This window comes from Sphingomonas sp. GC_Shp_5 (assembly GCF_026540855.1).
Taxonomy (GTDB): domain Bacteria; phylum Pseudomonadota; class Alphaproteobacteria; order Sphingomonadales; family Sphingomonadaceae; genus Sphingomonas.
The window spans coordinates 233,515-246,364 of the sequence record NZ_JALNUP010000001.1 but is presented as its reverse complement, the minus strand read 5'-3'; the positions used below and the strand labels follow the sequence as shown (position 1 = coordinate 246,364).

10 protein-coding genes are annotated in these 12,850 nt (G+C 66.4%); 5 read left to right on the top strand and 5 right to left on the bottom strand.

What is annotated here, in order from left to right; genetic code table 11:
* The first annotated feature begins 69 nt into the window (after positions 1 to 69).
* Complete coding sequence (locus OXR60_RS01140; RefSeq protein ID WP_267393210.1) at positions 70 to 2,487, top strand: membrane-bound PQQ-dependent dehydrogenase, glucose/quinate/shikimate family; 2,418 nt, start codon at positions 70 to 72, stop codon at positions 2,485 to 2,487.
* Between the two features lie 128 nt (positions 2,488 to 2,615).
* Here OXR60_RS01140 and rimO read toward each other — a convergent pair whose 3' ends face one another.
* A complete protein-coding gene (gene rimO / locus OXR60_RS01135; protein WP_267393209.1) occupies positions 2,616 to 3,956 on the bottom strand; it encodes a 30S ribosomal protein S12 methylthiotransferase RimO in 1,341 nt (446 codons plus the stop codon).
* A 166-nt stretch (positions 3,957 to 4,122) separates the two neighbouring features.
* Here rimO and OXR60_RS01130 point away from each other — a divergent pair, with 166 nt between their 5' ends.
* The gene (locus OXR60_RS01130; protein WP_267393207.1) at positions 4,123 to 5,208 is read left to right on the top strand and encodes an anhydro-N-acetylmuramic acid kinase; all 1,086 of its coding nucleotides are present in this window, start codon (positions 4,123 to 4,125) and stop codon (positions 5,206 to 5,208) included.
* Positions 5,209 to 5,302: 94 nt separating this feature from the next.
* Positions 5,303 to 5,467, top strand: a complete 165-nt coding sequence (locus OXR60_RS01125; protein ID WP_267393204.1) for a hypothetical protein — start codon at positions 5,303 to 5,305, stop codon at positions 5,465 to 5,467.
* Between the two features lie 56 nt (positions 5,468 to 5,523).
* Here the strand turns inward: OXR60_RS01125 and OXR60_RS01120 are convergent, their stop codons facing one another.
* The 4 genes from OXR60_RS01120 to OXR60_RS01105 form a co-directional block, all read right to left on the bottom strand.
* Entirely contained in the window at positions 5,524 to 6,699 is a 1,176-nt protein-coding gene (locus tag OXR60_RS01120; RefSeq protein ID WP_267393585.1) for a VWA domain-containing protein, read from the bottom strand.
* Positions 6,700 to 6,770: 71 nt separating this feature from the next.
* Positions 6,771 to 7,337: a CHAP domain-containing protein gene (locus OXR60_RS01115; protein WP_267393202.1), complete on the bottom strand. Its 567-nt coding sequence runs from the start codon at positions 7,335 to 7,337 to the stop codon at positions 6,771 to 6,773.
* 208 nt (positions 7,338 to 7,545) lie between these two features.
* On the bottom strand, positions 7,546 to 8,394 hold the full coding sequence (locus tag OXR60_RS01110) for a MoxR family ATPase (protein ID WP_267393200.1): 849 nt from the start codon (positions 8,392 to 8,394) through the stop codon (positions 7,546 to 7,548).
* Between the two features lie 203 nt (positions 8,395 to 8,597).
* Positions 8,598 to 9,257: a hypothetical protein gene (locus OXR60_RS01105; protein ID WP_267393198.1), complete on the bottom strand. Its 660-nt coding sequence runs from the start codon at positions 9,255 to 9,257 to the stop codon at positions 8,598 to 8,600.
* 179 nt (positions 9,258 to 9,436) lie between these two features.
* Here OXR60_RS01105 and OXR60_RS01100 point away from each other — a divergent pair, with 179 nt between their 5' ends.
* Positions 9,437 to 11,689, top strand: coding sequence for a S9 family peptidase (locus tag OXR60_RS01100; RefSeq protein WP_267393196.1), 2,253 nt, complete (start codon positions 9,437 to 9,439; stop codon positions 11,687 to 11,689).
* Positions 11,690 to 11,773: 84 nt separating this feature from the next.
* Entirely contained in the window at positions 11,774 to 12,844 is a 1,071-nt protein-coding gene (locus tag OXR60_RS01095) for an aspartate-semialdehyde dehydrogenase (RefSeq protein ID WP_267393195.1), read from the top strand.
* Positions 12,845 to 12,850: the final 6 nt, after the last annotated feature.

The window sequence follows — 12,850 nt, the reverse complement described above, 5'->3', positions numbered from 1 at the left end:
CAAGCAAGCCGTATCAAGACCTTCCAGCGTCGATCGGCAGCCACCGGGACGACACAAGGAGACAACGGCATGCACGAACGGCGAAGCTGGTCGGCAATCATATTGGGTGTGGTGATAGCGGCGATCGGGCTGGTGCTCGGCGTCGGCGGCGCCTGGCTCGCGGCCCTGGGCGGATCGCTCTATTACCTCATCACCGGGGTGGCGATGCTCGCCGCCGGGGTGCTGATGATCCGCGGCCGCCTCGCCGGCGCCTATCTATATATCGCGATCACCCTGCTCACCGTGCTGTGGGCGTTTTTCGATTCGCGCAGCAATCTGGTCTGGGCGCTGGTGCCCCGCATCATTGCGCCGATCGTGCTGCTGATCGCCACCCTGCTTGTCATGCCGACGCTGACCCGCGCGGCCAATCGCTGGAAGCTTGCTGGTGGCAGCATCGCCGGCGTGGTGGTGGCAACCGCGATCCTGTTCACCGTGCTCGGCACGCAGGAGCAGGCGATCGCCGGGCTGCCGGCGGCCAATTCGCAGGGGATGATGGATCCGTCCGGCCAGGCGACCGGTGCGGATTGGCCTTCCTATGGCGGCACCGGTGCCGCGCGCCGCTATTCGCCGCTCACCCAGATCAACGCGAGCAACGTCGGCAAGCTGGAGCAGGTGTGGCTCAGCCATACCGGCGACATGCCCGACGCCGGCGGCATGAACAAATACGGTGCCGAGACCACCCCGCTCAAGGTTGGCGACGCGCTGTACCTGTGCAGCGCCAAGAGCATCATGATCTCGATGGACGCGGCAACGGGCAAGGAGCGCTGGCGCTTCGATCCCAAGGTCGCCGACGAGTGGATCCCTTATACCGCGGCCTGCCGCGGCGTGACCTATTATGCCGTCCCCGGTGCCAAGCCTGATGCGGCCTGCGCCACCCGGATTATCGAGGGCACGCTCGATGCCCGCATGATCGCGGTCGATGCCAAGACCGGCCGTCCGTGCGCCGACTTCGGCACCAACGGCCAGGTCGATGCCAAGATCGGCATGGGTCATGTCTTCCCGGGTCTCGTCTCGATCAATTCGCCGCCGGTGATCATCCGCGGTATCGCCGTCACCGGTCACCAGACCACCGACGGCCAGCAGCGCTGGGAGCCCTCGGGCGTGATCCAGGGCTTCGACGCGGTCACCGGCAAGCTCCGCTTCGCCTGGGACATGAAGCATCCTGAGTGGAACGGCTATCCGCCGGCCGGCCAGGAATGGTCACGCGGCACGCCCAACATGTGGACGATGGCGAGCGGCGACGAGCAGCTCGGCCTGGTCTATCTGCCGATGGGCAATTCGACGGTCGATTACTGGAGCACGTTGCGCTCGCCGATCGAGAATGATTTCGGCACCTCGATTGTCGCGCTGGATGTCACCACCGGCAAGCCGCGCTGGAAGTTCCAGCCGGTGCGCAAGGACGTGTGGGACTATGACTTCGGCAGCCAGCCGACGCTGATCGACTATAAGGGCACGCCTGCGCTGCTGGTGTCGTCTAAACAGGGCGACATGTACGTGCTCGATCGTGCCACCGGCAAGCCGCTGACGCCGACCGCGATGATCAAGGCGCCCGGCGGCGGTGTCGAACCCGAACAGCGCTCGCCCACCCAGATGGTGTCGCTGTGGCAGACCCTGCGCAAGGATCCGCTGACCGAGCATGACATGTGGGGCATGTCGCCGATCGACCAGATGATCTGCCGGATCAACTTCAAGCGCGCGAGCTACAAGGGGTTCTTCACGCCCCCCGAAGTGGCCCGTCACTCGATCGAATATCCCGGCTACAATGGCGGCACTGATTGGGGCAGCGTCGCGGTGGATCCCGCGCGCGGCGTAATCGTCGCCAACTACAACGACATGCCCAACTACGTCCGCCTCGTGCCCCGTGCCGAGGCCGACAAGAAGGGCTGGTTCACCCGCGAGCAGAATGCGGCGCTTGCGCAGCAGGACAAGGGCGGCAACGGCAGCCGCGGCGACAAGCCGCATGCCGAGGGCGCCGGCGATCCCCAGGCGCAGACGCCTTATGCGGTTGACGTCAACGCCGGCTGGCAGATGCCGTTCACCGGCATGCTCTGCAAGCAGCCCCCCTATGGCGGGATCCGCGCGATCGACATCGCCACCGGCAAGACGATCTGGGACAAGCCGTTCGGCTCGGCGCGCAAGAACGGGCCGTTCGGGATCCCGAGCTACCTGCCGTTCACGATCGGCACGCCCAACAACGGTGGTTCGGTGGTCACCGCGGGCGGCGTGATCTTCGTCGCCGCGGCGACCGACGATCTGTTCAAGGCGATCGACCTCAAGACCGGCAAGATCCTCTGGCAGCAGGCGCTACCCGCCGGCGGCCAGGCGACGCCGATGGTCTATGAACAGAACGGCCGCGAATATGTGGTGCTGATGACCGGCGGCCACCACTTCATGAAAACGCCTATCGGCGACCAGGTGATCGCCTGGGCGCTGCCGAAGAACAGCTGAAGGAAAGGGGGAGCCGGGCGACCGGTTCCTCCCATCCCGTCATCCCAGCGAACGTTGGGATGTCCTGCCGCGAGGGCAAGGGTAGAGGAGGCCCGGCTGCCGCTGGGGCCACCGCAACCGGGCAACGGTCAGTGGGCGGCGGTCACCGGCACCCCATAGAGGTCGTGCTCGTCGGCATCCTCGATCTCGACCGGGACGATATCGCCGACGCTGAGATGCGCGGCATCGCGCAGGAACACCTCGCCGTCGATCTCCGGCGCATCGGCATAGGACCGGCCGGTCGCGCCCTCCTCGCCAACCTCGTCGACGATCACCGCGAGCGTCCGGCCTACCTTGGCCGCGAGCTTCGCCGCCGAGATCGCTGCGGTCTTGGCCATGATCCGCGCGTAGCGCTCTTCCTTGACCTCCTCGGGCACCTGATCGGGCAGCAGGTTGGCGCTGGCGCCTTCCACCGGCTCGAACCGGAACGCGCCGACGCGGTCGAGCTGCGCCTCGTCGAGCCAGTCGAGCAGATATTGGAAATCCGCCTCGGTCTCGCCGGGGAAGCCGACCACGAAGGTCGAACGAATCGCGATGTCCGGGCAGATATCGCGCCAGCCGTGGATCCGGCTCAGCACCTTGGCGTCGTTCGCCGGGCGCTTCATCGCCTTCAGCACCGAAGGCGCGGCATGCTGGAACGGGATGTCGAGATACGGCAGCACCAGGCCCTCGGCCATCAGCGGGATGACGTTGTCGACGTGCGGATAGGGGTAGACATAGTGCAGCCGCACCCAGGGCGCGATCCGGCCGAGCTCGCGGGCGAGATCGGTCATGTGCGCGCGCACCTCGCCGCCGCCCTTCAGCGGATAGGAGGCATGGCGCAGGTCGAGCCCGTAAGCCGACGTGTCCTGGCTGATCACCAGCAGCTCGCGGGTGCCCGCCGCGACCAGCTTCTCCGCCTCGCGCAGGATCGCGTCGGGCCGGCGGCTGACGAGGTCGCCGCGTAGGCTGGGAATGATGCAGAAGGAGCAACGATGGTTGCAGCCCTCGGAAATCTTGAGGTAGCTGTAATGCCGCGGCGTCAGCTTGAGCCCGGCATCGGGCACCAGATCGAGATAGGGCGACAGGTTCGCCGGCGCAGCGGCATGAACCGCCTCCACCACCTGCTCATATTGATGCGCACCGGTCACCGCGAGCACGCCCGGGAAGCGCGCGCGGATCGTCTCGGCTTCCTTGCCCATGCAGCCGGTGACGATGACGCGGCCGTTTTCCGCGATCGCCTCGCCGATCGCCTCCAGGCTTTCCTCCTTGGCCGAATCGAGGAAGCCGCAGGTATTGACCAGCACGACATCGGCGCCGGCATAGTCGGGCGACATCTGATAGCCGTCCGAGCGCAGCTGGGTAAGGATCCGCTCGCTGTCGACCAGATTCTTGGGACAGCCGAGCGAGACCATGCCGACGCGCGGCGGGAGGGGGAGTTTGGTTGCCATGGGAGCGCGCGCACATAAGGCACATCGCGGCATTTTTCCAGTTGCGTCGGAACGATCGCCCCGTTTGCCGCGCCGCGCCTGTCCAAGCGCGCCGCTTGCCGCTACGAGCGCAGGGGTGGGACCGGCGTAGCGGGGTCCTCTCCGCAACCAAGCCAAGGTACCTCATATGCTCGCGATCGGCCTGATGTCCGGTACCTCGCTCGATGGCATCGATGCCGCGCTGATCGATACCGATGGCGAGTCGCAGGTGCGTGCGCTGGCGTTTCGCGGCGCAGCCTATTCGGACGCCGCGCGCGCCCAGCTCGCCGCCGCCACGCAGCTGGCGCTGACCTTCGACAAGCCGCGCGCCAGCCCCGATCTGGTCGCCGCCGCCGAGCTGATCGACCGCACCCACGCCTTTGCCGTCCACAAGCTGCTCCGCGAGGCCGGCGTCGAGCCGCAGCAGGTGTCGGTGATCGGCTATCACGGACAGACCGTCGCCCACCGCCCCGATCGCGGCTGGACCTGGCAGATCGGCGACGGCGCCGTGCTCGCGCGCGCCACCGGCATCACCGTGGTCAGCGATTTCCGCAGCAACGATGTCGCCGCCGGCGGCCAGGGCGCGCCGTTGCTGCCGGTCTACCATGCCGCGCTTGCCGCCCGGCTCGACCTGCCGGTCGCGGTGCTCAACCTCGGTGGCGTCGGCAACATCACCTATGTCGGCGCGGATGGCGATCTGGTGGCATTCGACACCGGCCCTGCGAACGGCCTGATCGACAGCTGGGTGGAGGCGCAGTCCGGCGCGCGCTACGATGCCGATGGCGCGCTCGCCGCCAGCGGGCAGGTGGACGAGGGCATCCTCGCCGCAATGCTCGATCATCCGTTCTTCGCCGCGCCCGGCCCCAAATCGCTCGATCGTAGCGATTTCACCATCCAGCCGGTGCGCGGGCTGTCCGCCGCCGACGGTGCCGCGACGCTAACCGCCTTCACCGCCGCCACCGTCGCCGATGCGCTCACCCATCTGCCCACGCGGCCGCGCCACCTGCTGGTCGCCGGCGGCGGTCGCCACAACCCGACGCTGCTGGCGATGATCGCCGAGCGCACCGGACTCGTCCCCGAACCCAGCGATTCGCACGGCTGGAACGGCGACGCGCTCGAGGCGGAAGGATTCGCCTATATGGCCGTGCGGACCCTCGTCGGGCTGCCGAACAGCTTCCCCGGCACCACCGGCGCCCCCCATCCGCTGCCTGGCGGCATCATCCACCGCAGTTAAGCCTCGTACCGGCGCTGGGAGCGATGTTAACGATTGTTTGGTAGCATCATGGTCATATACATAGATTAAGTCGATAACCCGGGGAGGGACGTCGGTGGAATCAGATGTACGTTACTATCTTCGCCGCCTGAGTGTTGAACGTACCGCCGCCAGCCGCGCGCTGACGCCGGAAGCCCGTGAACGCCGTCTGTTGCTGGTCGAAAGCTACACGCGCAAGCTCGAAGCCTTGCGCTCGGAAGCGATGATCATCTCCGCCTGAGCGGAATTGTTGTTGATCAGCCGGGCGGGCTGCATGTGTCGCCGTCCAGCGTTCGCTCACCGCTTGCGCGTCAACTCGCGCATCGCCGCGTCGAGGCCGCCGAGTGTCAGCGGATACATGCGGTCCGTGATCAATTCGCGGACGATGGTCGCCGATGTCGAATAATCCCATTGCGCCGTCGGCACCGGGTTCAGCCACACCGCCGCCGGATAAGTGTCGACCAGCCGGCGCAGCCACGTTGCGCCGGCTTCCGCGTTGTCATGCTCCACCGATCCGCCCGGCTGGGTCAGCTCATAGGGGCTCATCGCGGCGTCGCCGACGAACACCAGCTTATAATCGCTGCCGAACCGGTGGAGCAACTCGGCGGTCGGCGTCCGCTCGGCGAACCGGCGGCGGTTGTCCTTCCACACGCCCTCATACGGACAATTGTGGAAGTAGAAGAATTCAAGGTGCTTGAATTCGGCGGTCGCCGCCGAGAACAGCTCCTCGCACAAGCTCACCCACGGATCCATCGAGCCGCCGACGTCGAGGAAGAGCAGCAGCTTGACCGCGTTGCGCTGTTCGGGGCGCATCCGCACGTCGAGCCAGCCCTGGCGCGCGGTGCCCTGGATCGTGCCGTCGATGTCGAGCTCGTCGGCGGCGCCCTCGCGCGCGAACCGGCGCAGGCGGCGCAGCGCGACCTTGATGTTGCGGGTGCCGAGCTCACGGCTGCTGTCGAGGTTGCGGAACGCGCGCTGGTCCCACACCTTCAGCGCCCGGCCGTGGCGCGCCTCGCCGCCGATCCGCACCCCTTCGGGATTATAGCCGGCGTTGCCGAACGGGCTGGTGCCGCCGGTGCCGATCCACTTGCTGCCACCCTGATGGCGCTCATGCTGCTCCTCCAGCCGCTGGCGTAGCGCGGCCATGATCTCGTCCCATGAGCCGAGCGAGGCGATCGCGGCCTGCTCCTCCGCGGTGAGATAGTGTTCGGCGATCGCCTTCAGCCAGTCGGCCGGTACTTCGCTTGCCGGGGTGATGCTGCCCTCCATGCCGCGAAACACCCGGGCGAAGACCTGGTCGAACCGATCGAACTGGCCCTCGTCCTTCACATAGGTGGCGCGGGCGAGATAATAGAATTGCTCCGGCGTGCGCTCGATCACCTCGGCGTGAAGCGCCTCGAGCAGCAGCAGATGCTCCTTCAGGCTGGCGGCAATGCCCGCGGCGCGCAGCTCGTCGAGGAAGGAGAGGAACATCGGCGCCTGCGCTGCGAGGAGCCTGATCGTTGCCACAGCCGAACGAAGGCGAACAGCCCTCGCGCGCTCGATCAGCGCGAGGCGATCCCCGGTACATAGGCATCGATCAGCGCGCCGACATAATCGGGGTTGCTCGCGGTCAGCCCGCGCGCCGGATGGCCGCCGTAGATGAAACCGTCGACCTGATAAAGGCTGCCGCCCAGCCCGTCATTGTCGCGATACCAAACCTTGACGGTGCTCCAGTCGTTGTCGCGCGAGACATCGTAGAGCGTCACGTCCTGCTCGGCGTGGCCGCGCTCGCCATTCTGCCGCGACCAATTGGCGTGGGTCAGCATCACCACCCGATGCTCTACCACGCGGCTCACCACCGCGACGTGACCAAGCGGCAACCGCGCGGTCTTGGCGAAGACGATCACCGATCCCGGGCGCGGCACATGACCGCGATCGTAACGGCCCGCGGCCTTGTCCCACCACGTCCAGGCATCGCCGTAGATCTGGATGCCGGATGCCTCACGCGCGAACGGCACGCACTGGCCGACATAGTCGAGCAGCGCGGTCGCACCGGCGGGAGCGGCAGCGATGGTTGCCGCCGCCATTGCCGCTGCACGCATCACGCATGAGGAAAGAAAGTTCCGCATTACCGCGAGATAGCGGGCGCCATGTGACTGCAGGGTTGCCGACCATGGTAAAGCGACGGTGAAAGCGGCAAGATGTTGCCGCCGTTGCGGAGGCGTAACAAGCCTCAGTAATGCTGACGTTCTTTGCTGTCAGCCACTACGGTATCGCCAAAACGCGGCTGCAGTGGAGCGGATAATTTTCACTAGCCGCCCCGCGAATAATCCGGCTTTAGCGCCCCTGCCGCCGGGCCATGAAGGCCAGCCGCTCGAACAGCATCACATCCTGCTCGTTCTTGAGCAGCGCGCCATGCAGCGGCGGGATAGCCTTGGTGGGATCGCGGTTCTGCAGCACCTCGAGCGGCATGTCCTCGTGCAGCAGCAGCTTCAGCCAGTCGAGCAGCTCGCTGGTCGACGGCTTCTTCTTCAGCCCCGGCACCTCGCGCACTTCGTAGAACAGGTCCATCGCGCGGCTGACCAACAGCTGCTGGATGCCGGGGAAGTGGACGTCGACAATCGCCTGCATCGTCTCGCGATCCGGAAACTTGATATAGTGGAAGAAGCAGCGCCGCAGGAAAGCGTCGGGCAGTTCCTTTTCGTTGTTGGAGGTGATCACCACGATCGGACGCTCGACGGCGCGCACCGTTTCGCCGGTCTCGTAGACATGGAATTCCATGCGATCGAGCTCCTGGAGCAAATCGTTGGGGAATTCGATGTCGGCCTTGTCGATCTCGTCGATCAGCAGCACCGGCGGCGTCGGCCGGGTGAACGCCTCCCACAATTTGCCGCGGCGGATGTAATTGCCGATGTCGTGCACCCGCGGGTCGCCGAGCTGGCCGTCGCGCAACCGGGCGACGGCATCATATTCGTACAATCCCTGCTGCGCCTTGGTGGTGGACTTGACGTTCCACTCGATCAACTCGGCTTGCGCCGCCTTGGCGATCTCATAGGCGAGCACCGTCTTGCCGGTGCCCGGCTCGCCCTTGACGAGCAACGGCCGCCGCAACGTCACCGCGGCGTTGACCGCGACCTTGAGATCCTCGGTCGCGACATAGCGTTGCGTGCCGTCGAAGCGCTTCATCACCATCCCCACCAGCGGCAGACGCGTGTCGCCGCCATGGGCATGCCCTAGCCGCGAACGCGGCGGCGGTACACCAGAGGCGAACGCGCCAAATTACCCGTCACGCCGAACTCGTTTCAGGATGACGGGGAAGACAGAGACACCCGCACCCGCACCCGCACCCCAACGCAGAGCAACTGGGCCGGCTCAAGTCACCCCCACGTTCACCCGTTGCGCGCGTGCGCCCGGGCTTCCAGCAGGTCCCACAGCCCGCGATGCTGGGCGAACAGCTGCTGGGCACCGAAGGTGATCGCGCGTTCCGTCGCCGGGGTGGCGCCGAGCGGCTCGATGCTCGCGGCGGTAGTGGCCTGGCGGGGCAGGGTGCAGCGTGGCGGCTCGACGCCGAAGCGCTGCGCGGCGCGGTCGAGCAGATGGCGGATCGGCGTCCAGTCAAGCACCAGCGCCGCTACCGCGCCGGTCGCGCAGCCACGCCGTTCGGAGCGGGCGAGCATCTCGAGCGCGTGGCGGCTCGCGGTCATCGCCGCCTCGCTCTCGGCCTGGCCGGGGGTCGACGGCGTCGGCCCGGCGGCGGCGGCGAGTCGGGCGAGATAGGCGCGTTCGCCGGCAAAGGCGGCGGCAACCTCGTCAAGCCAGTCGCACGCATCCGGCTGGGCACAGCACAGATGCGCATCGGCAGGCATGCCGGGATGCTGGGCATGAACGTCGCACAAGGCGTGGACCGCGTCGGCAAGGTCGCGATGCGCCGCGCTGGCGGCCATCAGCTGCGCCAAATGGGGGTGGCCGGCACTGCCGTCCGTGGCACCCAGCCGGGTGACCAGGTCCCAGGCGCTATGGTGCTGACGTGTCTGTACAGTGTTCAACATGCTACCCCGGCTCATTCGTCGCCATCCCCAAACCCAGACGGCGACGTCACTCTCTGCCAGCTTCTATACAGAAGCACGTAAAGACAGGGTGTACGGCACGGTAACCATCCCAAACCCGGCTTTACGTCGGCCAGCCGGGGCTTATGAACGCCGGGACGTTGGGTCGCAAAGGACATGGGATGCGCGCATGGGTGATGGCAGTGGCTCTGGCTTCGGTGGGAACGTCGGCAATGGCCGCTGACGGAGCAGGGCAGGAAGTCACCGCCCCGGCGACTACCGGCGATCTCACCCTCGCCCGGGTGTTCGGCAGCCCCGATCTGTCCGGTTCGCAGCCGCGCGCGCTTAAGCTGTCGCCCGACGGCAGGATGCTGACGTTTCTGCGGCCGCGCGCCGATGAAAAGGAGCGCAGCGATCTGTGGGCGCGCGACACCAGCACCGGTGCCGAGCGCATGCTGTTGGATTCGAAGAAGGTCGGTTCCGGCGCCGAACTCAGCGAGGCCGAGAAGATGCAGCGCGAGCGCGCGCGCATCGGCGGGTCCAAGGGCATCGTCGCCTATGAGTGGTCGCCCGACGGCAAGACCATCCTCGTCCCCCTTGACGGCGACCTCTACCTTGCCGCGCTCGACGGCACGGTCACCCGGCTCACCAGCATCCCCGGCGGCGAGCTCAACCCGATCGTGTCGCCGCACGGCGGCTATGTCAGCTTCGTCCGTGATCAGAATCTGTTCGCCCAGCCGCTCTTTGGCGGCACCGCTCATGCCGTCACCACCGGCGGCGGCGGCACCGTGCACTTCGGCGAGGCGGAGTTCGTCGCGCAGGAGGAGATGCATCGCTTCACCGGCTATTGGTGGAGCCCTGACGAGCGCCACATCGCCGTCGAGCGGTTTGACGAGGCGCCGGTTCATGTCGCCACCCGCGCCTCGATCGGCGCCGCCGGCACCAAGACCTATGACCAGCGCTATCCTGCCGCCGGCACCCCCAATGCGCTCGTCGCCCTCTATGTGATGAAGCCCGATGGCTCGGGCGAGGTGAAGGTCGATCTCGGTGCCGACCCCGACATCTATCTCGCCCGCGTCGACTGGACGCCCGACGGCAAGACCTTGCTCGTCCAGCGCCAGAGCCGCGACCAGAAGACGCTGGACATGCTCCGCGTCGATCCCATCACCGGTAAGGCGAGCGTGATGTTCACCGAGAAATCGGGGGAGCGCAGCTGGCTCAACCTGTCCGACGACTATCGCGCGATGAAGGACGGCAGCCTGATCTGGCGCTCGGAGCGCGACGGCTTTGGCCATCTCTACCGCTGGAAGGCGGGGCAATGGACCCAGCTCACCAAGGGCGACTGGGTCGTCACCGGTCTGGTCGGGGTCGACGAGGCCAAGGGCCGGCTTTATTTCACCGGCACCAAGGACGACGTGCTCGAGCAGCAGCTCTACCAGGTCGACATCGCTCATCCCGGCGTGGTCACCCGCCTCACCGAGCGTGGCTTCACCCATGGCGCTTCGATGGACGCCGCCGCGACCCGCTTTATCATCTCGCGCTCGGGGCCGAGCCAGCCGGCGCAGGTCTATATGGCCGACACCGCGGGCAAGCGGATCGCCTGGATCAACGAGAATGCGGTGGTGCCGGGGCACCCTTATTACCCCTATCTCGCCAGCCATCGCGAGACCAAGTTCGGCACGATCAAGGCCGCCGACGGCACCACGCTCTACTGGGAGATGATCACCCCCAAGATCGCGCCGGGCAAGACATACCCGGTGTTCTTCCAGCATTACGGCGGCCCCGGCACCGGCCAGCAGGTCACCCGCGGCTGGCAGGGCGCCCTGCCGCAGTTCCTGGTCGACGAGGGCTGGATCTTCTTCCAGATCGACAATCGCGGCTCGTACAACCGCGGCAAGACGTTCGAGGACGCGATCTACCATGCGATGGGCACGGTCGAGGTCGAGGACCAGCTCGCCGGCGCCAACTATCTCAAGTCGCTGCCGTTCGTCGACGGCGCCAAGATCGCCACCTACGGCTGGTCGTACGGTGGCTATATGTCGCTGAAGATGCTCGAGAAAACGCCGGGCGTCTATGCCGCGGCGGTTTCGGGCGCGCCGGTCACCGACTGGCAGCTGTACGATACCCACTATACCGAGCGCTATCTCGGCGATCCCGCCAAGGACCCGGCAAGCTATGCCACCTCGGCCGCGATCGAGGATGCCGCCAACATCAAGGATCCGCTGCTGCTGATCCACGGCATGGCCGACGACAACGTCTTCCTCGACAACAGCACCAAGGTGGTCGCGCGGATGCAGGAGACGGACACGCCGTTCGAGATGATGTTCTACCCTGGCTACACCCACCGCGTCGGCGGCCCGGTGATCAGCCAGCACGTCTGGAACACCATCCTCGAGTTCCTCGATCGCAATGTGAAGAACAAGCCGGCGAAATAAAAGTTCGCCGCTCGATAGGCGGCGGAGGGTTTCATGTCGGGCAGCGAGCGTCTATCGGCGCTCCCGCATCCACGGAGAAGTGTAATGGGTTACCGGATCGTCGTCGCCGGTGCGACGGGCAACGTCGGGCGCGAAGTCGTCAACATCCTCGCCGAGCGCGACTTCCCGGCGGACGAGATCGCCGTGCTCGCCTCGTCGCGCAGCCAGGGCGAGATGATCGATTATGGCGACACCGATCGCAAGCTCAAGGTCCAGAACATCGAGCATTTCGATCCCGCCGGCTGGGACATGGCGATCTTCGCGATCGGCTCGGAGGCGACCAAGGTCTATGCCCCCAAGTTCGCCGCCGCCGGCTGCACCGTGATCGACAATTCGTCGCTCTACCGGATGGATCCGGACGTGCCGCTGATCGTGCCCGAGGTGAACGCCGCCGCAATCGACGGCTATACCGCGCGCAACATCATCGCCAACCCGAACTGCTCCACCGCGCAATTGGTGGTGGCGCTGAAGCCGCTTCACGACGCCGCGCGCATCAAGCGCGTGGTGGTCGCGACCTATCAGTCGGTGTCGGGCGCGGGCAAGACCGGGATGGACGAGCTGTTCGAGCAGAGCCGCAACATCTTCGTCGGCGATCCCGCGGTGGCGCAGAAGTTCACCAAGCAGATCGCCTTCAACGTCATCCCGCATATCGACAACTTCCTCGACGACGGCTCCACCAAGGAAGAGTGGAAGATGGTGGTCGAGACCAAGAAGATCCTCGACCCCAAGATCAAGCTGTCGGCGACCTGCGTGCGCGTCCCCGTGTTCGTCGGCCATTCCGAGGCGGTCAACATCGAGTTCCACGACGAGATCAGCGCCGAACAGGCCAAGGACATCCTGCGCGAGGCACCCGGGATCATGCTGATCGATAAGCATGAGGACGGCGGCTACATCACCCCGATCGAGGCCGCCGGCGACGACGCCACCTACATCAGCCGCGTCCGCGAGGACCCGACGGTGGAGAACGGCCTGTCCTTGTGGTGCGTCAGCGACAATCTGCGCAAGGGCGCCGCGCTCAACGCGGTGCAGATCGCCGAGCTGCTCGGCCGCCGCCACCTCAAGAAGGACACGCCGGCGCTCGACGTCGACCTGCTGGAAGACGACACCACCGATTGAGCGATC

Bases quoted from the DNA above. Each gene is read 5' to 3' on its own strand.
- OXR60_RS01120 (WP_267393585.1), bottom strand. From the start codon at position 6,699: ATGTTCCTCTCCTTCCTCGACGAGCTGCGCGCCGCGGGCATTGCCGCC.
- OXR60_RS01100 (WP_267393196.1), top strand. From the start codon at position 9,437: ATGCGCGCATGGGTGATGGCAGTGGCTCTGGCTTCGGTGGGAACGTCG.
- OXR60_RS01110 (WP_267393200.1), bottom strand. From the start codon at position 8,394: ATGAAGCGCTTCGACGGCACGCAACGCTATGTCGCGACCGAGGATCTC.
- rimO (WP_267393209.1), bottom strand. From the start codon at position 3,956: ATGGCAACCAAACTCCCCCTCCCGCCGCGCGTCGGCATGGTCTCGCTC.
- OXR60_RS01130 (WP_267393207.1), top strand. From the start codon at position 4,123: ATGCTCGCGATCGGCCTGATGTCCGGTACCTCGCTCGATGGCATCGAT.
- OXR60_RS01140 (WP_267393210.1), top strand. From the start codon at position 70: ATGCACGAACGGCGAAGCTGGTCGGCAATCATATTGGGTGTGGTGATA.
- OXR60_RS01115 (WP_267393202.1), bottom strand. From the start codon at position 7,337: ATGCGGAACTTTCTTTCCTCATGCGTGATGCGTGCAGCGGCAATGGCG.
- OXR60_RS01095 (WP_267393195.1), top strand. From the start codon at position 11,774: ATGGGTTACCGGATCGTCGTCGCCGGTGCGACGGGCAACGTCGGGCGC.
- OXR60_RS01105 (WP_267393198.1), bottom strand. From the start codon at position 9,257: ATGTTGAACACTGTACAGACACGTCAGCACCATAGCGCCTGGGACCTG.